Annotated in this window: 18 protein-coding genes and 1 tRNA gene; 10 read left to right on the forward strand and 9 right to left on the reverse strand. The window is 40.7% G+C overall.

From position 1 onward, the window contains the following. Window positions 1-279 precede the first annotated feature (279 nt). From dppA to glyQ, 5 genes are all read right to left on the reverse strand, one after another. The gene (gene dppA, locus M1F14_RS01620; protein WP_042847660.1) at window positions 280-1887 is read right to left on the reverse strand and encodes a dipeptide ABC transporter periplasmic-binding protein DppA; all 1608 of its coding nucleotides are present in this window, start codon (window positions 1885-1887) and stop codon (window positions 280-282) included. A gap of 605 nt (window positions 1888-2492) precedes the next feature. Next, a complete protein-coding gene (locus tag M1F14_RS01625; protein WP_048605438.1) occupies window positions 2493-4067 on the reverse strand; it encodes a ShlB/FhaC/HecB family hemolysin secretion/activation protein in 1575 nt (524 codons plus the stop codon). A gap of 228 nt (window positions 4068-4295) precedes the next feature. Further along, window positions 4296-4372: transfer RNA gene (locus M1F14_RS01630), tRNA-Pro, on the reverse strand. 220 nt (window positions 4373-4592) lie between these two features. Beyond that, entirely contained in the window at window positions 4593-6662 is a 2070-nt protein-coding gene (gene glyS / locus M1F14_RS01635; protein ID WP_048605440.1) for a glycine--tRNA ligase subunit beta, read from the reverse strand. A gap of 9 nt (window positions 6663-6671) precedes the next feature. Continuing rightward, window positions 6672-7580, reverse strand: coding sequence for a glycine--tRNA ligase subunit alpha (gene glyQ, locus M1F14_RS01640; RefSeq protein ID WP_004262647.1), 909 nt, complete (start codon window positions 7578-7580; stop codon window positions 6672-6674). 199 nt (window positions 7581-7779) lie between these two features. Between glyQ and M1F14_RS01645 the strand changes: the two genes are divergently transcribed. Together M1F14_RS01645 and M1F14_RS01650 are read left to right on the forward strand one after the other, a co-directional pair. Beyond that, window positions 7780-8343, forward strand: a complete 564-nt coding sequence (locus M1F14_RS01645) for a DNA-3-methyladenine glycosylase I (protein WP_042847664.1) — start codon at window positions 7780-7782, stop codon at window positions 8341-8343. A 206-nt stretch (window positions 8344-8549) separates the two neighbouring features. Next, a complete protein-coding gene (locus tag M1F14_RS01650; protein WP_042847666.1) occupies window positions 8550-9806 on the forward strand; it encodes a valine--pyruvate transaminase in 1257 nt (418 codons plus the stop codon). Window positions 9807-10070: 264 nt separating this feature from the next. On the opposite strand, the gene M1F14_RS01655 is transcribed toward M1F14_RS01650, so the two are convergent. Next, a complete protein-coding gene (locus tag M1F14_RS01655) occupies window positions 10071-11729 on the reverse strand; it encodes a putative transporter (protein WP_042847668.1) in 1659 nt (552 codons plus the stop codon). A 387-nt stretch (window positions 11730-12116) separates the two neighbouring features. Between M1F14_RS01655 and M1F14_RS01660 the strand changes: the two genes are divergently transcribed. Then, window positions 12117-12425 carry a YceK/YidQ family lipoprotein gene (locus M1F14_RS01660; protein WP_042847670.1) on the forward strand — a complete coding sequence of 103 codons (309 nt, stop codon included), beginning with the start codon at window positions 12117-12119 and terminating at the stop codon, window positions 12423-12425. 313 nt (window positions 12426-12738) lie between these two features. Here the strand turns inward: M1F14_RS01660 and M1F14_RS01665 are convergent, their stop codons facing one another. Continuing rightward, entirely contained in the window at window positions 12739-14067 is a 1329-nt protein-coding gene (locus M1F14_RS01665) for a DUF3748 domain-containing protein (RefSeq protein ID WP_181469005.1), read from the reverse strand. A gap of 122 nt (window positions 14068-14189) precedes the next feature. On the opposite strand from M1F14_RS01665, the gene M1F14_RS01670 reads away from it, so the two are divergent. Continuing rightward, window positions 14190-14804: a trimeric intracellular cation channel family protein gene (locus M1F14_RS01670; RefSeq protein WP_042847674.1), complete on the forward strand. Its 615-nt coding sequence runs from the start codon at window positions 14190-14192 to the stop codon at window positions 14802-14804. Window positions 14805-14915: 111 nt separating this feature from the next. On the opposite strand, the gene ligB is transcribed toward M1F14_RS01670, so the two are convergent. Next, a complete protein-coding gene (ligB, locus tag M1F14_RS01675; RefSeq protein ID WP_181469003.1) occupies window positions 14916-16625 on the reverse strand; it encodes an NAD-dependent DNA ligase LigB in 1710 nt (569 codons plus the stop codon). Between the two features lie 315 nt (window positions 16626-16940). Here ligB and gmk point away from each other — a divergent pair, with 315 nt between their 5' ends. The 5 genes from gmk to recG are packed head-to-tail and all read left to right on the forward strand — an operon-like array spanning window position 16941 to window position 22849. After that, a complete protein-coding gene (gene gmk / locus M1F14_RS01680; protein WP_042847679.1) occupies window positions 16941-17564 on the forward strand; it encodes a guanylate kinase in 624 nt (207 codons plus the stop codon). A 56-nt stretch (window positions 17565-17620) separates the two neighbouring features. Next, a complete protein-coding gene (rpoZ, locus tag M1F14_RS01685; protein WP_004262665.1) occupies window positions 17621-17896 on the forward strand; it encodes a DNA-directed RNA polymerase subunit omega in 276 nt (91 codons plus the stop codon). 19 nt (window positions 17897-17915) lie between these two features. Continuing rightward, on the forward strand, window positions 17916-20033 hold the full coding sequence (gene spoT / locus M1F14_RS01690; RefSeq protein ID WP_042847681.1) for a bifunctional GTP diphosphokinase/guanosine-3',5'-bis pyrophosphate 3'-pyrophosphohydrolase: 2118 nt from the start codon (window positions 17916-17918) through the stop codon (window positions 20031-20033). A 5-nt stretch (window positions 20034-20038) separates the two neighbouring features. Then, complete coding sequence (gene trmH, locus M1F14_RS01695; RefSeq protein ID WP_042847682.1) at window positions 20039-20752, forward strand: tRNA (guanosine(18)-2'-O)-methyltransferase TrmH; 714 nt, start codon at window positions 20039-20041, stop codon at window positions 20750-20752. Window positions 20753-20767: 15 nt separating this feature from the next. After that, the gene (recG, locus tag M1F14_RS01700; protein ID WP_042847683.1) at window positions 20768-22849 is read left to right on the forward strand and encodes an ATP-dependent DNA helicase RecG; all 2082 of its coding nucleotides are present in this window, start codon (window positions 20768-20770) and stop codon (window positions 22847-22849) included. A gap of 107 nt (window positions 22850-22956) precedes the next feature. On the opposite strand, the gene gltS is transcribed toward recG, so the two are convergent. Further along, on the reverse strand, window positions 22957-24171 hold the full coding sequence (gltS, locus tag M1F14_RS01705) for a sodium/glutamate symporter (protein WP_042847684.1): 1215 nt from the start codon (window positions 24169-24171) through the stop codon (window positions 22957-22959). Between the two features lie 235 nt (window positions 24172-24406). Here gltS and M1F14_RS01710 point away from each other — a divergent pair, with 235 nt between their 5' ends. Beyond that, a complete protein-coding gene (locus M1F14_RS01710) occupies window positions 24407-25795 on the forward strand; it encodes a uracil-xanthine permease family protein (RefSeq protein WP_042847810.1) in 1389 nt (462 codons plus the stop codon). Window positions 25796-25838 lie beyond the last annotated feature (43 nt).

Consider the following 25838-nt stretch of genomic DNA (forward strand, 5'->3'; position numbering starts at 1 on the left):
TTGACGGCTCTTAGTCCGTTTGGCTACTCAGAAAATAAATTTTCCGGGTGCTCACAAACAACTGAACTTCTCTGTTTCTTCTAAGTCTTTGGGTTATTGATCCTTATGGGTGCTGCTTACAGCACGCTTAGATGCAAGAAACCGTTAACATGATTAATTTACAGACTACTTAATACAAAACTCACCGTGCAAAATTATCATCTAGAAGAATACCCCTTAGAGGAGAAAACGCCCCGCGCTGCAAATTAGCAACGAAGGGCATTAACAGATTAGATACGATTACTTCTCAATGTCGACGTTTTCGAAGTGATGTTTACCTAATGGATCAACCACATAGCCTTTCACTTCCTTACGTACCGGTTCAAACACCGTTGAGTGTGCAATGATAAGCGCAGGAGCCTGCTCATTCATTACGACTTGTGCCTGTTTATACAATTCGACGCGTTTGTCATGATCAGCCGTCTGACGTGCAGGTTGGATCAAGTTTTCAAAGCTTTGATTACACCATTTTGAATAGTTAGAACCTTGTTCTTTTGCTGCACAGCTAAATAATGTTGCGAAGAAATTATCAGGGTCACCATTATCACCAGTCCAACCCATCATCACGGTTTGAGGCTCACCATCTTTCGCACGTTTGAGATATTCGCCCCACTCATAGCTCACAACTTTAGATTTAACACCGATCTTTGACCAATCCGCTTGGATCATTTCAGCCATACGGCGCGCATTTGGGTTATACGGACGTTGTACTGGCATTGCCCATAAATCAATCTCAAAGCCATTAGGGAAGCCTGCTTCTGCTAATAATGCTTTTGCTTTTTCAGGGTTATATTCATAATCCTTCACAGCGTCGTTATATCCCCACATTGTTGGCGGGATTAAGTTTTTCGCTTTCTGACCTGCGCCTTGATAAACCGCATCAATGATGGCGTCTTTATTTACTGCCATTGAGAGGGCTTGACGAACTTTTTGGTTATCCAGTGGTTTTTTCTCAACATTATATGAAAGATAGCCAACGTTCAGACCTGGCTGCTCCATCAATGTAATGTTTTTATCTTGCTTCATCCGCTCTAAGTCAGCCGGGTTTGGATATGGCATAACTTGGCATTCATTTTTTTGTAACTTAGCATAACGTACTGAAGCATCCGGCGTGATTGAGAAAACTAAGCGGTCAAGTTTCGGTTTTGTACCCCAATACTGATCATTGGCTTTATACAGAATACGAGAGTCTTTTTGGTATTGCTGTAAAACAAATGGGCCCGTCCCTATTGGGTTTAAGTCCACTTTTTCTGGCGTACCTGCTTTGAGCATTTGGTCCGCATATTCCGCAGAAAGGATTGATGCAAAGTCCATAGCCATATCCGCTAAGAATGGAGACTCAGGGCGAGTTAGCGTAATTTTTACTGTGTTATCATCAACTTTTTCAACTTTATCAATGATTTTGTCCATATCCATGCCCATAAAGTACTCATAGCTACCACCTGATACTTTATGATATGGGTGATTAGCGTCTTTTTGGCGCATAAATGTGTAGATCACATCATCTGCATTGAAGTCACGGCTTGGCTTAAATTGTTTATTAGAGTGCCATTTAACCCCTTTGCGTAAATGGAAGGTATATACCTTGCCATCATCACTTACTTCCCAGCTTTCAGCTAAGCCAGGTGCGATCTCTGTTGTCCCTAATTTAAATTCAACTAAACGGTTATATAATGGGATTGAACTTGCATCATACGTTGTTCCAGAAGTAAAGAGTTGAGGGTTAAAACCTTCAGGAGAACCTTCTGAACAATAAACTAATGTTTTTGCTTGTACTGAGGCCGATACAGCCAATGCTGCTAATGTTAACCCTACAGTAAGTAGACCTGTCTTTTTAATAGAGCGCATCTGTATGCTCCTATGTTGTTTTTGCTTAATGCCTAAACCCGTCATATAAATGACAGATGTAGTATCTGTATTTTTTGTTATTCATTGTGCAATTAATCAACTGTCACTCACTTCGTCAATAGCCGTATTTGCTACACACCCACAACTCTTGTAACATATTAGAAACATTTGTCACACTAAATTAGCTTAATATATTACCAATCAAGACAAAAGGCAGATGTTATAACCACATTATTGTTGATGATTAGTGTTTTATGTTTGAGCTATTTATTTTTATATTTGTGATTAAGTGCTGAATTAGTGAACGAATATAGCGTGCTACACGGAGGTATGCAAAATAAAACTCTAAAGGAAATAAAGTTAGAAACTATTTTAGTTTGTTATTATTTAGCTTGTTTTTCATGCAGACAAAAAACATTCAACTAAACAAGCTAAACATAATTTTAACCATTTGATAACTTAAAGAATAAAATCGCTATATGTCACTTTTTTATTTAATTAGACTGAATACAGAAAATGCTTTTATACCCACCATAAAAGATATAATTATCCAAAATTAAAATATATAGAATAAAAACAAATGGATACAGGAAAAACCAATTAAGTTAATAATGAAAACTGAATTTAATACCGGAACTGACTGTATTGAAAGCAAGCGGCTGATATTGCCATAAAGGGGTATCAATGAATAAATGGTAAGACAAGCCCTTTAACTGACCTTTCGCGCCTATTTTACAGCCTAACAGTAGGTTCTCTTTCCAAAATGTCGCTCGGTCATTCGCCGTTGTTCCTAAGCCTAATGACGAATACAACTGTACATGTGGCCAAGGAGTCTGCCACCGCAGCTCATTGTGAAATTTTAAGCTATGATCCCCCATTTCAAAATGTTTTACCCCCGTAAGAAAACCACTCACACCGCCATTTCCTATGAATGTATCACGTTCTAATAAAGCATCTAGATTGGAACGACTTAACTGCACATCAAGTTGGCTTAGATAATAAAACGGCTGTATTTCTCTCAAGTTAGACAGTGAAAACTGAAAGATTTGTGCTTTATCCAAACCTGTCGTTTTTTGTGCATTAGCACCAAACCAATCTACCCCTTGTTTGTATTTTAAAGAAACAAGCGTATTCCCCTTTAAAAAATCAACCTGATGTGAGAATTCAGCAATAGCATAGCTCGCCAGACGTTTTTGCGTCTGTAAACGTAAGTCGGATAAAAAAGTATCACTTTTTTGAACTTGGCTACCAATACCGAATGAAGTCACCGCGTTTTCAGTGCGATTCAGTATGCGCTCAATTTGTAGCAATAAACCCCAGCTACGCTGTTGAAAAGGTAAATTAACATCATAATTTGTTATTACTACTTGGTTTTTATGGTACTCAGCAGATACAGAAAATAGCCAATAGTGGTATGGGAGAGAATATAACAATACCATTGATTTCATTTCGCTTCCGTTAAAAGCATTTAAGTGATGGTTAACCTCTGAATACAAAAAATCACTTCGTAGTAAAGGATTTGCAAGCATCCATATATGGCTTATAACATTAGTCGTTTGCCCAGCAGCCCTGTGAGCTTCATAAGAAATCACCCCATTTAATGCACGGCGTTGCTGGCCAACAACGATAACTTGAGTAGCATTTTTATCAGCGTCATCAGGCACTAGATTTATATGAAATGGAAGTAAAGATACATTCTGTAAATTAGATAAGCCTTGTTCAATATGGCGGAGATTTAATAGATCCCCTGGCTTCAGTGGAAAAATAGATAATAAAGAGCGATCTTTGTTTTTTTCATTTTGGTAACTCACCGCAGAGATAGTCCCCTCAACGATTTTTATACGCAAAATACCAAACAAAAATGTTTGCTCAGGATAGTATAAATATGAGGTTAAATAACCTGCGCGGACAAGGTCAGCTGTAATATAATCGGCATACTCCAATAGCTTACGATCATCAACGCATTGCCCTTCAATTTGCTGCCTCCATGCATTAATACGTCTTGGCTCTACTTTAGTTAACCGCTGGGAATTTACCAAATGAACTTGATTAATAAGAATGCATTGCGCGGTATTAATAGGTTGAGTTATAGCGGAACTATAAGCGTGAGAAGTAACAAGAATATATAACCCTAACAATAAAAAACGAATGTGTTTTGGTACAACGTATTTTGCTTTCATTAACAGATCCTTGTCATGAAAAACTGTTTTATTAGCTAAAACCACCCTAATAGAGGGAGTTGCCAGCAAAAAATACGTAACCCATGAGATATTCTCAAACCGTATGCTTTTATCTATATCAGCAGAATCTAGGTGTTGGATGCAAGTAAAGTTATTCTTAAAAATGGAGAGGAAATGAGAAGTGCCATAAACGGAAAAACCCACCTCATTGAGGTGGGTTTTAAAATTTGGTCGGCGAGAGAGGATTCGAACCTCCGACCCACTGGTCCCAAACCAGTTGCGCTACCAAGCTGCGCTACTCGCCGAAAACGGTGTGAATAATACTGCCAAGAATGGGGGTCGTCAACCCATTTTTTATTAATTTGGCTCGAGTGCTGATAAAACCACCAAAATGGTAAGGTTTATAGGCAACTCACCTTATTTTACTAAAAAAATAAGCACTAAATTAATTTAGTGCTTATTTATCAAACAGATTAACTTTTATAAAAATAGCATCATAAAACCAGTTTATGGCCTAATTTTAAGTTATTGCAGTAAAGAAATATCTGCTACCTTTAAAAACAGCTCACGTAATTGGCTTAATAGCGTCAAACGGTTAACACGAACCGCTTGGTCTTGGTCCATTACCATCACATTTTCAAAGAATTCATCCACTACATCGCGTAAAGAAGCTAGCTCAGCTAATGCTTCTTGATAATTTCTTTGCGCAAACATTGGAGCAAGCTTTTCTTGTAGAACTACAACATGAGTTGCTAGTTTCACTTCTTCTGGTGTTTTCAGTACAGAAGCTAAGACAGTATCCGCTAATTTTTCTTCTGATTTACTCAGAATATTAGAAACACGCTTATTTGCCGCTGCAAGCGCTTGTGCTTCATCTAGCGTACGGAAGTGAGTCACAGCTTTCACTCGTGCATCGAAGTCAGCAGGTTGAGTTGGGTGACGAGCTAATACAGCTTGGATGGTATCAATGCTATAACCTAATTCTTGATACCAAGAACGGAATCGGCCAAGCATAAATTCGACCACATCATTAACGACGTCTTTATTCGTTAATTTATCGCCGTATAAACGAGCTGCTTCGGCGGTCATTTCAACGAGATCAAGCTGGTAGCCTTTCTCAACGATAATGCGTAACACACCCAAAGCCGCGCGACGAAGAGCAAATGGGTCTTTATCACCTTTAGGGTGCTGCCCAATACCAAAGATACCGGCAAGTGTATCCATTTTCTCAGCAATGGCTAATGCAGCAGAAACATCAGTAGAGGGAAGTGCATCACCGGCAAAACGTGGTTGGTATTGCTCTTTCAGAGCCAATGCGACGTCTTCTGATTCACCATCATGCCGAGCATAATGCATACCCATTACACCTTGAGTATCTGTGAATTCAAACACCATATTGGTCATTAAGTCGCATTTAGCGAGTAAGCCAGCACGAGTCGCATGATTAACGTCTGCACCAATTTTATTGGCAACCCAACCCGATAGTGCTTCTAAACGGTCTGTTTTATCACGCAAAGTACCTAATTGCTTTTGGAATAGCACCGTTTCTAAGCGCGGTAAGTTGTCTTCTAAACGTTGCTTACGGTCAGTTTTAAAGAAAAACTCCGCATCAGCTAAACGAGGGCGTACAACTTTTTCGTTACCTGAAATAATTTGTTGAGGATCAGAAGATTCAATATTCGCCACAAAGATAAAATTAGGCATTAATTTACCCGCATTATCATAGACGGGGAAATACTTCTGGTCACCTTTCATGGTATAAACCAATGCTTCAGATGGGACGTCTAAAAATTTCTCTTCAAACTTCGCCGTTAAAACAACTGGCCACTCAACCAATGAAGCAACTTCTTCAAGTAAACTATCAGTTAAATCAGCGTTACCACCTAAAGCTTGAGCCGCCTTTTCTGCATCCGCTTTGATTACGGCTTTACGCTCTTCGTAATCAGCCATCACTTTACCGCGTTCACGTAGGATAGCAGGATATTGCTCGGCGTTATCAATGGTGAATTCTGCTTCACCCATAAAACGGTGCCCACGAATTGTGCGCCCACTCTTAATACCTAAAATTTCACCCTCAATGACATCACTACCTAACAGCAATGTTACAGTGTGAACAGGGCGAACAAATTGGGTGTCTTTATCTGCCCAACGCATTAATTTAGGAATAGGTAGTTTAGCAAGTGAGCGGCTAACCATATCAACCAGTAGTTCATTCACGGCTTGCCCTTTAACTTGGGCACGATAAAGTAACCACTCGCCTTTATCGGTTGTTAAACGCTCAGCTTGGTCAACGGTGATACCACAGCCTCGAGCCCAACCTTCTGCGGCTTTAGTTGGTTGGCCATCAGGGCCAAAAGCCTGAGAAATAGCAGGACCACGTTTTTCAACCTCACGGTCAGGTTGGGAAGATGCTAAATCAGCAACTTTTAGTGCCAAACGACGGGGTGCAGCAAACCACGTTACCGCGCCATGCGCAATATTCGCGCTATCAAGTTCGCTGGTAAAATTTGCAGCAAATGATTCAGCTAATGAACGAAGAGCCTTCGGCGGTAACTCTTCGGTGCCGATTTCCACAAGGAAAGTCTGTTGAGTCATGACAGCCTCTTAATTCTTATGACACATAGGGAATCCAAGCGCTTCGCGTGAAGCATAATAAGCTTCAGCAACCCCTTTCGTCAGGGTGCGGATACGTAAAATATAGCGTTGGCGTTCAGTAACAGAAATAGCTTTACGCGCATCAAGTAAGTTAAAAGTATGAGCAGCTTTCAAGATACGTTCATAAGCCGGCAGTGGAAGTGGAGTTTCCAAAGCGAGCAGATGTTGAGCTTCTTTTTCATATTCTTCAAAGCATTTGAAAAGAAAATCAACATTTGCATATTCGAAGTTGTAAGTTGATTGTTCAACTTCATTTTGATGGTAAATGTCACCATAAGTGGTTTTGCCCAGCGGACCATCACACCATACAAGATCATATACGCTATCAACACCTTGGATGTACATCGCCAAGCGTTCCAAGCCATAAGTGATTTCGCCAGTCACAGGTTTACACTCAAGCCCACCCACTTGCTGGAAATAGGTAAATTGGGTCACTTCCATACCATTTAACCATACTTCCCAACCTAAACCCCAAGCCCCTAAAGTTGGGTTTTCCCAATTATCTTCAACAAAGCGAATGTCATGAACAGTTGGGTCAACACCCAGCTCTTTTAAAGAACCGAGGTATAATTCTTGGATGTTATCTGGTGATGGTTTAATAATCACCTGAAATTGATAATAATGCTGCAAACGGTTTGGGTTTTCACCATAGCGGCCATCTGTTGGCCGGCGAGATGGCTGAACATAAGCCGCCGCAATAGGCTCAGGGCCTAATGCTCGCAAACATGTCATTGGGTGGGAGGTTCCTGCGCCGACTTCCATGTCCAGTGGTTGAACAATGGTACAGCCTTGGCGCGCCCAGTAATCCTGCAATGTCAGGATAAGACCTTGAAAGGTTTTGGTATCAAACTTTTGCATGTTAGATCCGCACGCGATACGTTAAATTAATGAAAGTACGTCAGTATACCCTTTGACCGCAAGATATACAGCATTGAATATGTCTGTATTTATTCTAAAAATAAAAAAAAATACTTTCACCCCTTTTAAGCTGGTTATTTATACAGTATAAATATCTCATTTTTAAAAAAGATTAATATGATTGTAAAAAGGATGAAAAATGAATACAGCATCAACACGTTGCCATTGGGTTAATAAAGACCCTGAATATATTGCTTATCATGATCATGAATGGGGCAAACCAACCCATGATAACCAAGCCCTGTTCGAAATGATCTGCCTTGAAGGGCAACAAGCAGGTCTTTCTTGGTACACTATTTTGAAAAAACGCCAAGGCTATCGGGAATTATTCTATCAATTTGATCCTAAAAAAATCGCCTTGATGAACGACAGTGATATAGAACGCCTTATGCAAGAGCCCCGTATTATCCGTAATAGGTTAAAAATTAAAGCGATAATTGCCAACGCAAAAGCCTATTTAGCAATGAAAGAAAGCGGAGAGGACTTTTCCACTTTTCTTTGGCAATTTGTTAATGGCCAACCTATTGTCAATGGCTGGGAAAACTCGTCCCAAGTCCCCGCCGAAACAGAACTTTCTATGCTGCTTTCTAAAGCGCTCAAAAAACGTGGGTTTAAGTTTGTCGGTTCAATTACTTGTTATGCCTTTATGCAAGCCACTGGCATGATAAATGACCATTTAATACATTGTTGCCAGTTTAAATAAATTAGTGTTTATGGATGATACTTAGCGTATAAAAAGAAAAAGAAACTATCAAACCATTAACATCGCAGAGCTTTCATCTATTAATTTACTCATTACCAGATATTTAAATTACAAATATATGCAAATGAGCGGTTGAACTCTAAGGTTCAGCAGAGTATGTTTTAAATCCTATTAACAATTTATATAGACATATGTGAATAAATGCGATGATATTCTCTAAATTTGGTAATAAATTTGCTCAAAATTCAGGTATTTCATTATTAATGAAAGACTTGAATGAAGGCATAAGAACCCCCGGCTCCATAATGTTAGGGGGAGGGAACCCAGCTCATATCCCTGAAATGGACAAGTATTTCCAAGATCTGTTAACTGAAATGTGTGCTAATGGCCAATTGACGGACACTTTATGTAACTATGATGGTCCTCAAGGCAAAGATGCCATGTTGAAAGCGCTTGCTGCAACACTAAAAGCAAAACTAGGTTGGAATATTAGTGCGAAGAATATCGCTCTATCAAATGGTAGCCAAAGTGCGTTTTTCTACCTATTTAACTTGCTAGCTGGTCGCTTTGAAGATGGTATCACCCGTAAAGTTCTATTTCCTTTAGCGCCTGAATATGTGGGTTATGCGGATTCTGGGCTCGACGATGATTTATTTGTCGCCAACAAACCGCAAATTGAATTTCTACCTAATGGTCAATTTAAATACCGTGTGGATTTCAATACACTAGAAGTCACTGATGATATTGGTGTTATTTGTGTTTCTCGTCCAACAAACCCAACTGGTAATGTAATTACCGATGAAGAAGTTGAACACTTAGATCAATTAGCTAAACAAAATAACATTCCACTATTAATAGATAATGCTTATGGTGTTCCTTTTCCAGGTATTATATTCAGTGAAGCCACACCATTTTGGAATGAAAATGTCATTCTATGTATGAGCTTATCTAAACTTGGTTTACCGGGGACTCGTTGCGGTATTATCATCGCGAATGAAGAAATCATAGAAGCCGTCAGTAACATGAATGGCATTATTAGCTTAGCTCCCGGTGGGATTGGGCCTGCCCTAGCTTTAGAGATGCTGAAAAAAGACGACCTTATATCGCTGTCCCAAAATGTCATAGGGCCTTTTTACAAACAACGTGTAGAAGAGGCAATTGACATCATTCGCCGTTATATCCCTGAAGATAAGTGCTTAATACATAAGCCTGAAGGGGCTATTTTCCTGTGGCTATGGTTTAAAGATTTACCTATTAATTGTTTAGAATTATACCAACGCTTGAAAAAACGGGGGGTCTTAATGGTTCCCGGCCACTACTTTTTTCCTGGTATCGAGCAAGATTGGCCACATGCACACCAATGTATGCGTATGAACTATGTTCCTGAACCCGCAAAAATTGAACAAGGCATTAAAATACTGGCTGAAGAATTAGAAAAAGCTTATCAAGAAGTCACTTCTTAAATTGAAGTAAAAAAAAGCCCTTTCAATGATAGAAAGGGCTAAAATTAGCGAGAACTCCGTAATTGAAATCAAATTTATTTTTCAATACGAATATCATTCAAAACTATTAAAACAGGTTTTAGACTTGGTGATTGCTTGAACAACGGTACTTTTTATCTCTATATATCGTGATACTAACTATTATTTTTATGTACCTTATCAATCACAGCCCTTCTAACTCACCCTATCAAATTGAAAAATATATATTTATTTTATAAAAAAACGCTAAACCGCCCAAAATAAGATTGCAAGTAATTGAGGAGAAATAATCCTTAAAAACATCGCCAATGGATATACTGTCGCATAAGATAATGCAGGGGCACCACTCGTCGGGTGAATACCATTCGCAAATGCCAGTGCCGGAGGGTCAGTCATCGAACCCGCTAATACTCCACAAAGGCTTAAATAATTCATTTTGCCAAAAATTCGGGCAACGACCCCCGTAATAAATAAAGGCACAAACGTAATCAACAAACCATAGCCAATCCACGTTAACCCATCACCTTTAATTAAGGTATCAATAAACCCACCACCAGAATTTAGCCCCACCACAGCTAAAAACATCACAATACCGAGCTCCCTTAAAGCAAGGTTAGCGCTCGGTGGCATAAACCAATATAAGCGGCCAATAGTCCCTATCCGACCTAAAATTAATGCGACAACCAGCGGCCCACCAGCTAAACCTAATTTAAGTGCGGCAGGAAAACCTGGTACAAAAACGGGAATAGACCCCAATACAACCCCAAGCCCAATACCAAGAAAGACTGGAAGCATTTGTACTTGTTGAAGCTTTTGTTTCGCATTACCTAATAAAGCAGTCACCGCTTCAATAGATTCGGGCCGTCCAACAATATTTAGAATATCGCCAAACTGTAAAACTGAATTATTATTTGCCACCAAATCAATACCTGTACGATTTAGGCGTGTAACCACAACATCATATTTTTGTTTTAAATTTAGCTCTTTAAGCCGTTTACTTAGTACAGCATCATTGGTCACTACCACTCTGACAGAATGTAAAGTTGAATTTGATGTCGATAACGAGGCATCGACTTCTTCACCCAAAATTAAACGAACTTTGTTTAAATCTTCTTTCTGACCAACAACATGAAGTAAATCACCTAAGTGAATCTCTGTTGTTGGTTGAGGGACAACAAGCATATCGCCACGCTTTAACCTTGAACAAACAATGGCTTCACTACCAAGCAATGGAACATCTTGCATCATCAAACCATCAAGATTCGCGTTACGAATAGCAATGTTCATTGTTTGTAGGGCATCGCGCTGTTGAAAATTAGAGCTATTGAATGCAGACGCTTCTTTATCCACTGAAATTCGAAAGATAATTCGTACAAGCCACATCACCAATAAAATACCGCAAATCCCCATAGGATATGCCATGGCATACCCCATTCCCATTTGGTCAACAAGATTTGGGTCTGAGCCTAAATCTGTTAAAATTTGCTGCCCTGCCCCCAGAGATGGAGTATTGGTTACTGCGCCTGAGAAAATACCTAATATGATTGGCAAAGGAATATTAGCGACTTTATAAATAATTGCGGTTACAACAGCCCCTAATACAACGACCATCAATGCAAAGCCATTAAGCTTCAAGCCCGAAACTCGAAGCGAAGAGAAAAAACCGGGTCCAACTTGAATACCTATCGTGTATACAAAAAGTATTAAGCCAAACTCCTGAATAAAATGCAGCATGTCTTTATTGAGTTGTAAACCATAACTTTGAGCAAAGTGCCCAACGATGATGCCTCCAAAAAGGACACCTCCGATACCTAACCCAACATTACGGATTTTCCAATTACCAATCCATAATCCAAGCGCGGCAGCCAACGCCAACAAACTTACAGTAAGAGCTAATTCACTCATAGACCGCATCCTTTTGACGATAAGTAACCCATTACCTCAACCTAAATAGGCGAGAAAACATACTACTGAATCGATTATGCCAAATAGCACAGCAGTAATATGTGCCATAGAGCACAGTTCAGGATGAATTAAAATGGCTATTTATTTGAGTTTTCAATCTGATAACAAATATAGAATAGTAAACCTTTATTCTTTAACGTTATTCACAGTCTATATAGATACACAAAGAATAAACAACCTCAGCTAATACTTAAAAATAATGCATTAACATAAAAAATATATCTTGTTAAATTCGATAATAATATCGCTCTGTCATTGTGAATTTTTTGTTTTTAGTTATTATAACTACAAGTTAGAACTAACAAACCAATTTAGGTTAACTAGCATATGTCGAGTTTAATTTCAGCACGATTACTTACCCTTATAATACCGGTTATTTTAAGTGGTTGTTCAAGTATTATGACTCATGCCGGCCCTTCAGAAGGCTATTATCCGGGTTCTAAAAATAGTATTAAAATGATTAAAGATGATGAGACAGGTTGGGTTGTTAGGCCGCTACTTGCTATTGACCTTCCATTTTCTTTCATAATGGATACTCTTTTAATTCCATTAGACTATTCTAGGTCGAATAACGACTCAAAAGAAGATTCCCCCAAAAAGCGCTTGGAAGAATTAGATAAAAAAACAATAAATTAATGAATTTATTTAATGTTACCTGTTTTTTAATGGTAATGACTTAATTTAAATAATTATATACCCACTAGTTTTATGGGATTTTTGTAAACTTAAAGGCAACTAACAACCTATTTTTTATAATAGTTTTGATTAGAATTATCTTTTTATTGGGTCAAAGTAATTAAACTATAGATGCTTATTTATATAGCCTAAATTAAATGTTATCTTCCTACTTTGACGAGAAATAACAACAGAATAAAATAAAGCAAATTATGAATAAAAAAGTTAACTAGAACATTTTTATTCATAATAATAGTGAATACCTTATTAAAATTTAACAAGATAACCCTGTTTCTACGATATAAATTTGCCTGAAACCATCTAGGTCACGCATAAAAGCAATCAGTTTATTGTTAGGAGAAAAAACAACAGCATCTGCTACTGGAGGTTGCTGGGTTCTCTCTGTTAATCTTTCTATAGCCCCAGATGCAACATGACAACGAACTACACTGTTATCCCAGATAAAAGCGATATACTCACCAGTGCTATCCCAATTAAATGCTGATTGAATTGGAGATAAGCTATGAGTAATTTGTAATATCCCCCCTGTAAGTGTATCTACTAAATATAACTGAGCATTACCGTGGTCGTCTGCCATCAAACAGGCGATTGATTGACCATTCGGTGAGGCTCTAAGCCAATGCCTTGGCTGCTTTGCTAGCCCTGGGAACTTTCTGTGATGTGTAAAGGTTAAACGCCTTTGAGACACCCCTTTTGGTGGAAAGGGCATCCGTGACTCCGTGCCTTGAATGGGGAACTCCCCTGCTATTGTGTATTTTTCAGGCTTTGCTGGGAGATCAACAAGATAAACCTCTGGCACAATGTCCCCATTTATAGAATGGGTATCACCAATAAATGCTAATGCCCTTTCTTGCCACTCCCCATTGCTTTTTTGATACCCTCTAACCCCGACCCACCCCTCTTCATATGCTCGGCTAATTTGATCGCTATTTGGCGCAGGCTCTAATATGGTTTGCGTTACTACGCAACAGAAATAATCCCCATTATATTCCCTACAATGCTGTTTCACAGCGACCTCAACAGGCCCAGCTGGAACGGCTACAGCTACATTCCGTTGGTCTAATTTTGCATCTAATTCATGCATTACATGGTCGTTATAGGTAAAACTCAGCCATTTTCCATCAGGGCTAAAAACATGTACATGAGTGCCTCCCCTTAACGCCCCCACTAAATAAGGAGGTGTAATACACATGGCATCAATAGGATAGGCAACATTTAGCTGTTCATCATGAACGTATACTCCTCGACGATGATGAAAGTCATACTGCCAATGCTCATCTGGATATTCAGGGCCGTGTATAAAGGCATATTTGGCCGGTGAATTTGGGCTGACCGTAACAACACCGACATGAGCCCCGTGACTCGCACGATAAATCTCAACCAGTTGTAACGTATTTACATGAATTTTTTCTATCGATAAACCAGTAAAAGAGCTCCCGCTTGGACGGACATCATAAGCTAACCATTCGCTATCAGGCGTCCATACATTAATATTAGTCAGCTGATGACATCTATTATCATAGGTTAAACGTGTTTCTTTATAAGGTAATTTGCTATTCAATCTGTTATCCTTTGGCATCATTAACTATCACTATCGGATTACTTTAACTAATCTACCCTATTGAGTACTAGAAAATCTCAGTCGAGAAGTTATTAAAGTAATAATACCCTTTAGTAATAACCTTAGCATCGAATAAAACCATCATGTTATTAAGTGTACTTTATATCATTGGTATCACCGCCGAAGCCATGACTGGGGCGCTTGCTGCTGGTCGGAGAAAAATGGACGTCTTTGGCGTCATCATTATTGCATCTGCCACTGCGATTGGCGGTGGCTCCGTCCGTGATATTTTACTTGGTCACTACCCTCTTGGTTGGGTCGAACACCCAGAGTATATTCTGACTGTTGCTGGAGCCGCTATTGTAACAATTTGGATAGCTCCGATGATGAAACACTTAAGACGGTTATTTTTAATTTTGGATGCTATCGGGCTTATTGTTTTTTCTATACTTGGCGCTCAAATTGCGTTAGATATGAATTACAGCCCAATCATTGCAGCAATCGCCGCAGTGATTACTGGTGTTTTTGGTGGCGTTTTAAGAGACATGTTGTGTAATACCATACCTTTAGTGTTCCAAAAAGAAGTCTATGCGGGTGTCTCTTTTGCCGCTGCTTGGATTTACATCGGTTTGGTGCATACCCCACTCCCCAAAGATATTGTCGTTATCATTACCCTTGTTGTTGGCTTAAGTGCTAGGTTAATAGCAATTCGCTATCGCCTTGGGCTGCCCATTTTTAATTATGAAAGCCAAGATTAAATACCTCTATAACCAAACTTCTCGCCCCAAAGTGAACTGAACGACGGGGCTCTGCCATATGTTGAATAACAACTTTTAAGCGATTACTTACTCCCCATTAACAACACTAAATTAAGGGGAGTTTACTTGTCTACCCGCCAACACTTGTAGAATCAATTTGACTTCAGGCTCTGCTAACCATTTGCTAAGTTTTTTCTTTTGATTGGCGGTTAATTTCATTTTGTTAATCACAGATTGGTTATCCAACATTTTCAAATCAGTAATTCGCCCTATATATTCTTTTGGTAAAGGGATCGCTAGCCCCCTTAACCATGCAGAAAGTGGTTGGACACTGGCCAATCTTAATTGCTCAATTAATAACTGATTTCTTTTATTTTTAGGTAAACTATTTTGCCATGACTCTGATAGCCATGTTGTTAGCTGAGTGAGGTTATTATGAGTTACCCACTGCTGCCATGTGGCTTCACTGATCCCTTTCATATTTAATTGCTTACCTAACCAAACGAGCCTCGCAACAAACTGTTGCAGGCAAGACCTCGTATAAGTAAAACAAGTTAATGAGTGGAATTGTATAAAATTGGTGGTATCAGGATAAAGTCGTTCTTCTCGCCGCCAAACAACTTCTTCAATTTTCGGTGTCCCCAACCCTGAAAGGGAGACAAGGACTTTATCTCCGACTAACAAATCACGTTTTTTCCATGAAGACAGCGACCCTAGACTTACCCTAGAAATTTTTTTTGAATCAATCGTCACTGGGCTAATGACTGCGACAACACTGACCCGCCCTGTTCGACCTACTTTGAACTGTAATTCGACGATACCTGACAACGTGCTACGAAACGGGTATTTCCACGCTATCGCCCAACTATTTTGCTTAGCCTGCCAAGCTTGTGCGCTTGGGGCAGGGAAACTTTTTAATACTATGCCGTCGGTTACGAAAGGTAATTTACTTTGATAGTAATATTCACGTAATTGCTTAACGTCAGCTTTACTTTCAATCTTATGGCTATATTGCTCTGCAAGTGGGAAGCCGATTTTAGAAAGTAATGACAGCTGTGTTTTGGGGTCAGTATTTCCCGATGGCCACGCCCAAATGAAAATGCCAATATTATTTTCATTGGATGTTGGTAAATTTTTTCGCATTAACCACCCAGCGACTTTATTTCTCGCATTCACTCCCCCATATTCTGCTTGAATATGTTCATGCATTTGCCAAAAAAGCTCACCCTGGAGGATTAATGTCCCCTGATGTTTAATTTTTTTAGGTACTGTAGGGATAAAATCCGCTTTTGCTCGCCACTCTATGCCTTCAAGGTTATTACCTCTACTTATCATTGAAATAAGTTGCCCATTTTCATAAACCAAGCTGACTGCTACACCATCGATTTTTGGTTGAAGCCAAATATCCTTGCGTGTATTTATCCAGTTATAGACTTCTCGTTCATTAAGTTTTTTTAACCCTGTATGGGGGATTGGGTGTTTAGCCAATAACACTTTTTCAGGAAGAGGGACAGGGGGAAGTTTTTCTGAAAGCTGGCGACACCGCTGCATAGAGCGCCATAGGTTGAGTAATTGGTCATAGGCTTCATCACTAATTGGGCTACTACCTGATAACTGATAAGCCTGATCCCACTTCTGTAATTGTCCCCCTAACCTATTACTCTCTTGAGCTATTAAGGTGAGGTTTTTTGCTTCGCACAGTTGGTCAACTGAATGATTACTCGCCGCCTGCACCACATTTACACCAACCACTAACCCAACAATTAATTTGCTTAGCCTATAAACTAAAACCAATATATACCTACAGATAATAGAGAACATAAACATTCCTTGTCGTTATCCACCGATGACGGTGCCTTCATTTAGCTCTTTTCTACCCCCTTAAGCATGAAGCTATTTTTTGTAGCACTCATATCAAAATGCCGTTATTTACAAAAGTCTTCGCAAAAAAAATGTGATTTTCATAAGTAAAAGACTAATTTCTGGAACCGGCTCACAACTTGATCGCAAATTAAATATTTTTATCTAAAATTCATGGTTTATTGTTATCGCTGCATGTTAGCGCAAGTATGTGTATACTATGTCGGGTTTATCACCATCTTTTATGTTTAATCCTCGACTATTCAAGAAATCATCATGATACAAGGCACGTTATATATTGTTTCTGCGCCTAGCGGTGCGGGTAAATCAAGTCTCATTCAGGCTTTATTAAAAACACAACCATTGTATGACACTCAAGTTTCTGTTTCTCATACAACACGAGCAGCACGTCCTGGGGAAGTTCATGGCGAACACTATTTCTTTGTATCTGAAGCTGATTTTTTAGGTATGGTCGAAAAAGGTGAGTTCTTAGAACATGCTTGTGTTTTTGGTAATTATTATGGAACGTCTAAACCTATCATCGAAGATGTCCTAAATAGCGGTGTCGATGTTTTTTTAGATATTGATTGGCAGGGAGCGCAACAAATTAGGGCAAAAATGCCTGAAGCGCGTAGTATTTTTATTCTCCCTCCATCAAAAGATGAGTTATATCGCAGGTTACGAGGCCGTGGGCAAGACAGCGATGAAGTGATTGAAAAACGGATGTCGCAAGCAGTAGGTGAAATTGAACATTTCAACGAGTATGATTACCTTATCGTTAATGATGATTTCAACACGGCATTAAGTGATTTACAATCTATCATCCGAACTGAACGTTTGAAATTAGAGCGCCAAGTTCAAAGACATGGTGCTTTAATCAGCAAATTACTAGCAGACTGAGAATAGTTTCAGTATCATATCAGGTCATTTTTTTATTTCTTTGGAGTAGCACACTTATGGCACGCGTAACTGTTCAAGACGCAGTAGAGAAAATTGGTAACCGTTTTGACCTCGTATTGGTCGCAGCACGTAGAGCTCGTCAGTTACAAACGGGCGGAAAAGACCCTTTAGTTCCTGAAGAAAACGATAAATATACTGTTATCGCGTTACGTGAAGTAGAAGAAGGCTTAATCAACGGTCACATTTTAGATGTGCGTGAGCGCCAAGAGCAGCAAGAGCAAGAGGCGGCTGAAATGCAGGCAGTTTCTGCAATCGCTGAAGGTCGTCGCTAATCACTAAGGTGGGTCTGCCTTGTATCTGTTTGAAAGCCTTAATTTAGTCATTCAAAAGTATCTCCCTAAAGAACAAGTTGAATTACTAAGAAAAGCCTATGTTGTCGCGCGGGATGCCCATGAAGGACAGACCCGCTCGAGTGGTGAGCCTTATATAACTCACCCAGTTGCTGTTGCTTGTATTCTTGCTGAAATGCGGCTGGATCATGAAACACTTATGGCAGCGCTACTTCATGATGTGATTGAAGATACTCCAGCGACATTCCAAGATATAGAAGAGCTGTTTGGTACCACGGTGGCCGGTTTGGTCGAAGGGGTATCCAAACTAGACAAGCTTAACTTTCGCGACAAAAAAGAAGCTCAAGCAGAAAACTTCCGCAAAATGATCATGGCGATGGTAAAAGACATCCGGGTCATTTTGATCAAACTGGCAGACCGCACTCACAATATGCGCACCTTAGGGTCTTTAAGGCCTGATAAACGCCGTCGCATTGCTCGTGAAACCCTTGAAATCTATAGCCCTTTAGCTCATAGATTGGGCATACATCATATAAAAACAGAGCTCGAAGAACTCGGTTTTGAAGCGTTATATCCTAACCGTTACCGCGTAATCAAAGAAGTGGTAAAAGCGGCTAGAGGTAACCGTAAAGAGATGATCCAAAAAATCCTCTCTGAAATTGACGGCCGCCTAACCGAAGCTGGTGTACCTTGCCGAGTCAGTGGGCGGGAAAAGCACCTTTATTCCATCTATCGTAAAATGCACCAAAAAGAGCAGCGTTTCCATTCCATCATGGATATCTATGCTTTCAGGGTTATTGTCAAAGATGTGGATACTTGCTACCGCGTGTTAGGCCAAATGCATAGTCTATATAAGCCACGTCCGGGGCGTATAAAGGACTATATTGCTATTCCTAAAGCTAACGGCTATCAATCGCTACATACCTCTCTAATTGGGCCTCACGGGGTACCTGTTGAAGTACAAATTCGTACTGAAGACATGGACCAAATGGCTGAAATGGGGGTTGCTGCACACTGGGCTTATAAAGAACAAGGTGAACAAGGCACTACAGCGCAAGTTAGAGCACAGCGCTGGATGCAAAGTTTGCTTGAATTACAACAAAGTGCGGGCAGTTCATTTGAGTTTATTGAAAGCGTTAAATCAGACTTATTCCCTGATGAAATTTACGTTTTTACACCGGAAGGGCGAATTGTTGAATTACCGACCGGAGCAACGCCTGTTGACTTTGCGTATGCCGTGCATACTGATATTGGCCATGCCTGCGTAGGCGCCCGTGTTGACCGCCAGCCTTATCCGCTATCACAGTCACTCACTAGTGGTCAAACTGTCGAAATCATTACTGCTCCTGGTGCGCGGCCAAATGCAGCTTGGCTTAATTTTGTCGTGAGTTCGAAGGCTCGCGCCAAAATACGCCAATTATTAAAGAATTTAAAACGTGAAGATTCTATCAACTTAGGTCGCCGTTTACTGAATCACGCTTTAGGAGCCGGAAATAAATTAGCGGATATCCCCCAAGGGAACATCGATGCTGAACTGGCACGCATGAAACTAAACTCAATTGATGACCTACTGGCAGAAATCGGGTTGGGGAATGCAATGAGCGTAGTCGTTGCCCGTAATTTACAAAATAACGCTCAAACGACACCGGAAGAACAACCTGTCGTAGAAAGTCGCAACAAATTATCAATCAAAGGGGCTGATGGCGTTTTAATTACTTTCGCCAAATGTTGCCGCCCTATTCCCGGCGACCCAATTGTCGCACATATCAGTCCCGGTAAAGGTTTGGTTATCCACCATGAATCTTGTCGCAATATACGCGGTTATCAAAAAGAACCCGATAAATTTATGCCGGTCGACTGGGATAACGACACTAATACCGATTTCATCGCTGAAATTAAAGTGGATATGATCAACCACCAAGGTGCTCTTGCAAACTTAACTGCCGCAATCAATGATGCAAACTCTAGTATTCAAAGTATGAATACTGAAGAAAAAGATGGTCGCGTGTATTGTGCCTTTATCCGCCTAACAACTAAAAACCGTGTTCAATTGGCGAATGTCATGCGTAAAATTCGTATCATGCCAGATGTCCTACGTGTTAGCCGAAACCGTAATTAACTACTATGAATGAACGCCGCTATCGCCGCATTTGCCAAATGATGGCGATGCGGCAACCCGACCTAACTCTCTGTCTTGAAGAAATTCACAAACCTCACAATGTTTCCGCTATTGTACGTAGCGCTGACGCCGTAGGGGTCCATCAAATTCATGCTATTTGGCCCGACCAACAGATGAGGCTCTCTGTCTCCTCAGCCGCGGGAAGCAATAGTTGGGTAAAAATCATTTCGCATCAATCAACTGAAGATGCGATTACCCAAATAAAATCACAAAATATGCAAGTTCTAGCGACCAACTTATCTGAGCATGCGGTTGATTTTCGCGAGATTGATTATACCCGTCCAACTTGTATTATGATGGGGCAAGAGAAAAAAGGAATTTCACAACAAGCTCTCACATTAGCGGATAGCCATATCATCATTCCAATGGCAGGCATGGTGCAATCTCTAAACGTTTCAGTTGCTTGTGCATTAATCCTATATGAAGCACAAAGGCAACGGCAGCAAGCGGGCATGTATGAACGCGAATACAGCCTACTATCGCCACATGAACAACAAGAATGGCTATTTGAAGGTGGCTACCCTGTACTGGCAGAGGTTGCTAAACGTAAAGGCCTTCCTCGTCCATTTATTAATGATCAGGGGCAGATTGAAGCTGATGACGAATGGTGGGTACAAATGCAGTTAACTGAAAAAATGAAAAGACGGCAATTTGGTTAAGGAAAAGGACATAATATGAATAATGGGCTACTTGATACCATTTCTCTGACCTCATTGCATGGAATTGGTGCAAGCCAGTCAGAAAAGATGCGTAAAATCGGTTTGAACACCGTTCAAGACCTGCTCCTCCATTTTCCTCTTCGCTACGAAGACCATACCCGCCTTTACCAAATCAAAGATCTTTTACCTGGAACTACAGCAACTATTACTGGCGAGGTGTTACAAACAAAAGTTGTCTTTGGACGACGAAGGATGATGACTTGCCTGATAACAGATGGAACCGGCAACCTCACCTTACGTTTTTTCAATTTTTCTGCGGCGATGAAAAACAACTTAGCCGAAGGGCGTCGGGTTACAGCTTATGGTGAAGTACGTCGAGGAAATACAGGCCCAGAAATTATTCACCCTGAATATAAAGTTTCTCAAGATGCCGATAATGTTACTTTACAAGAAAATTTAACACCGGTTTACCCCACAACAGAAGGGGTACGCCAAGCCACATTACGCAAAGTCATCGATCAAGCTCTTGCTCTGCTTAGTAATGGGAAAATTAAAGAACTACTTCCTGAAGAACTTAGCCGGGGGATGATTAGCTTACCAGATGCAATACGCCTGTTGCACACCCCTCCACCAAACGTCGCGTTGAGTGAACTGGAAAAAGGTCATCACCCAGCCCAAAAACGTTTAGTGCTTGAAGAGCTACTCGCTCACCACCTAAGTATGTTAGCGATCCGTGCAGGTAATGAGCGTCTGTATGCAGAGCCATTAATCAATAATGGTAAGCTAAAAACACAACTCTTAGCCCAACTTCCTTTTTCACCCACCAAGGCTCAAAATCGAGTTGTCAGTGAAATCGAAGCAGACCTTGCTAAAAACGCGCCTATGATGCGCTTAATTCAAGGTGATGTCGGGTCAGGGAAAACCCTTGTCGCGGCCTTAGCGGCTCTCTGTGCTATCGAGAATGGCAAACAAGTTGCCTTAATGGCACCTACCGAAATTTTAGCGGAGCAACATGCTAATACATTTAAGCAATGGTTCGAACCTTTAGGTATCAAAGTTGGCTGGCTCGCTGGGAAGCAAAAAGGTAAAGCACGCCAACAGCAACAAGAAGCGATAGCCAATGGTGAAGTGGCAATGGTTGTTGGGACGCATGCTATTTTCCAAGAACAAGTCAGCTTTAAAGCTTTAGGGCTGGTAATTATTGATGAACAACACCGCTTTGGGGTTCATCAGCGGCTCGCTCTGCGTGAAAAAGGCGAAAAACAAGGCTTCCACCCCCATCAATTAATTATGACCGCAACGCCCATTCCACGCACGCTAGCAATGACCGCCTATGCAGACTTAGATACATCAATTATTGATGAACTTCCACCGGGTCGAACACCTGTAACTACGGTTGCAATACCGGATACACGGCGTAATGATATTATCGAACGAGTTCGCCAAGCTTGTATCGAAGAAGGCCGCCAAGCCTATTGGGTATGCACTTTAATTGAAGATTCGGAATTATTAGAAGCTCAGGCCGCTCAGGTAACAAGTGAAGAATTAGCCCTAGCATTGCCTGAATTGAAAGTGGGTTTGGTACACGGTCGTATGAAACCCGCAGAAAAACAAAGCATCATGGCTGCTTTTAAAAATAATGAAATTCAGCTACTTGTTGCGACCACGGTTATTGAGGTCGGTGTAGACGTGCCTAATGCCAGTTTAATGATAATCGACAACCCTGAACGTTTAGGCCTCGCACAACTGCATCAATTAAGAGGGCGTGTAGGGCGAGGGGCTATCGCCTCCCACTGTGTATTACTCTATAAAACACCGTTAACTCACACCGCAAAGCAAAGGTTGCAAGTCTTACGAGACAGCAATGATGGTTTTGTGATCGCCCAAAAAGACCTTGAAATTCGCGGGCCTGGGGAGCTATTAGGGGCGAAGCAAACGGGTAATGCCGATTTTAAAGTCGCTGATTTATTACGCGACCAATATATGTTGCCAGAAGTGCAACGCATTGCTCGTCATATTCAGCAACACTACCCTGAAAACGCGCAGCAAATTATTGATCGCTGGTTACCAGAGCGGGAACAATATAGCCACGCTTAATTATTACATAGCAACCTATCATTATTGTTTATTCATATCTTAAAACGAAAATTGCCGTGAAAAATTTCACGGCAATACCTGCTTTACTTATTATTATTTAATCTATGTTATCCAGCAATCGTTGGAAATATCGGTAGCAATAGATACAGTTTAATCACGATTGCATTAACGATATCAATAAAGAATGCTCCAACCATTGGCACTACTAAGAATGCTAGGTGAGATGGGCCTAGCCTATCTGTTACCGCCTGCATATTTGCAATTGCAGTCGGTGTTGCACCAAGACCGAAGCCACAATGACCCGCAGCTAAAATAGCAGCATCATAATTTTTGCCCATCACTCGGAAGGTGACAAAAATCGCATACCCTGCCATAACACAAGCTTGAACAGCCAAAATAACTATCATCGGAATTGCCAATGATGCTAATTCCCATAATTTTAAGCTCATTAATGCCATTGCTAAGAATAATGAAAGGCTGACGTTCCCCATGACGGAAACCGCGCGATCAAATACACGGTAAAAACCCAGCAATGATAAGCTATTACTTAAAATCACACCGACAAATAGCACACACACAAATTTCGGTAACGCGAACACTGTGTCCGCTAATAAACCTGCAATATAGCTTCCCACCAGCAAACAGATAGCAATTAATGCAATAGTTTCAATTAAAACCATTGAAGTGATCATTCGCCCTGATTGCGGTTTTTCAAATGCGCTAGGAACGTCTTTATCATCGTCAGTATTTCCCGGCGTTGGGATATTTCGAGTTAAGAAGCGAGCAACAGGCCCACCGATTAACCCACCCAGAACCAAACCAAACGTTGCACAAGCCATAGCAACTTCTGTTGCACTCTGGAAACCGTAACTCTCGGTAAAAATTTTACCCCATGCCGCACCAGTACCATGGCCACCGGATAAAGTTACAGAACCCGCTAACAGCCCCATTAATGGGTCTAGGCCAAGTAACTCAGCAAGAGCAATACCCACCGTGTTTTGAACAAGCAGTAACCCTACAACAACAAAAATGAAAATAAACAATGCCTTACCACCTGCCTTCAAACTCGCTAAGTTAGCATTTAGGCCGATTGTGGCAAAAAATGCCAGCATCATTGGTTCTTGCAGTGATAAGTCAAAAGAAAGGCTCCAGTCAAATAATTGCTTCAGCAATAAAAGACTAAAAGCGACTAACAACCCGCCCGCAACGGGCTCTGGGATAGTGTATTTTTCAAGAAAGGGAACTGATTTTACCAGTTTACGCCCAAGCAATAATACTAAGGTAGCAGCTACTAGCGTACCGTAGACATCGAGATGATACATTTACGTACCTCGTCTGTTGTTAAAATTATTAAAAACCAATAAGACGTTAATATCTTCCTTAAAACGCCAAAAGCAGGTTATAGGATTAGAAAAAAAAACTGTTATAAATACAAGTTAAAAGATATAAAAATGTGACAGCGTTATTTAACTATCGTATAAAACTTTTTCTGCGCAAACGATTGCTTTTTAATTTCGCCGCATTACAATGCGTTTTTTGGTGGGGGAAATGAAGGCAATGAATACTGCAACGTCTGAAAAACAAACTACAGAAGCAACCATACAAACACAAAGTGAGCTTATCTATAAATTAGAAGACAAACCACCGCTACCACAGGCTCTGTTTGCCGCGGGGCAACACCTTCTCGCTATGTTTGTAGCTGTTATCACGCCAGCAATGTTAATTTGCCAAGCGCTTGGGCTACCAGCTCACGACACCCAACGTATTATTAGTATGTCCTTATTCGCTTCAGGGATTGCTTCTTTAATTCAAATTAGAGCATGGGGCCCAATTGGTTCAGGTTTACTTTCTATTCAAGGCACCAGTTTTAACTTTGTTGCACCTTTAATCATGGGCGGAGTCGCACTAAAGCAAGGTGGGGCAGATATTCCCTCAATGATGGCAGCACTATTTGGTACTTTACTCGTTGCCGCACTAACTGAAGTGATTCTTTCCCGCTTCTTACATTTAGCTCGCCGCGTCATCACACCGTTAGTGTCTGGTGTTGTGGTCATGATCATCGGGTTATCGTTAATTCAAGTTGGCCTAACATCCATCGGTGGTGGCTACGGTGCAATTAGCGACAATACCTTCGGTTCCCCCGATTATTTAATTTTAGCGGGAGTGGTACTCGCCGTTATTATTTTATTAAATCGCCAGAAAAACCCGTACTTACGTGTTGCTTCACTCGTCATTGCCATGGCTGTCGGCTATATTGTTGCTTGGTGGATGGACATGTTGCCAACTGCGCAACCAGCAGAAGCTAACCAAGCGATAATTACCGTACCAGAACCGTTTTATTATGGGTTATCATTTGATTGGAACCTACTCGTCCCACTTATTCTTATTTTTATGGTGACCTCTTTAGAAACGATTGGTGATATCACTGCGACTTCGGATGTATCAGAACAACCCGTTCGTGGTCCTTTGTATATGAAACGTATTAAAGGTGGGGTGCTCGCTAATGGTTTAAACTCAATGGTTTCTGCTGTATTTAATACCTTTCCGAACTCCTGCTTTGGGCAAAATAACGGGGTGATCCAGTTAACAGGGGTCGCTAGCCGCTACGTCGGTTATATCGTCGCCTTAATGCTCGTATTGCTAGGTTTATTCCCTGCTGTTGCAGGCTTTGTACAGCAAATCCCTGAACCTGTTCTGGGTGGCGCGACCATCGTGATGTTCGGCACTATCGCCGCGTCAGGTGTACGTATTGTGTCTAGAGAGCCATTAAATCGTCGAGCAATCATGATAATCGCCCTTTCACTTGCGGTAGGAATGGGGGTCTCACAGCAACCTCTGATCCTACAATTTGCGCCCGACTGGCTAAAAACCTTATTTTCTTCTGGAATTGCTGCCGGTGGTTTAACTGCAATTGTTCTGAATTTAGTCTTTCCCCTCGAAAAATAAGCTTTCATTTTAACCGTCAGAGTTGAATATTCTGGCGGTTCTT

The organism is Providencia sp. PROV003 (assembly GCF_045040775.1).
In the GTDB taxonomy this organism is placed as follows: domain Bacteria; phylum Pseudomonadota; class Gammaproteobacteria; order Enterobacterales; family Enterobacteriaceae; genus Providencia; species Providencia huashanensis.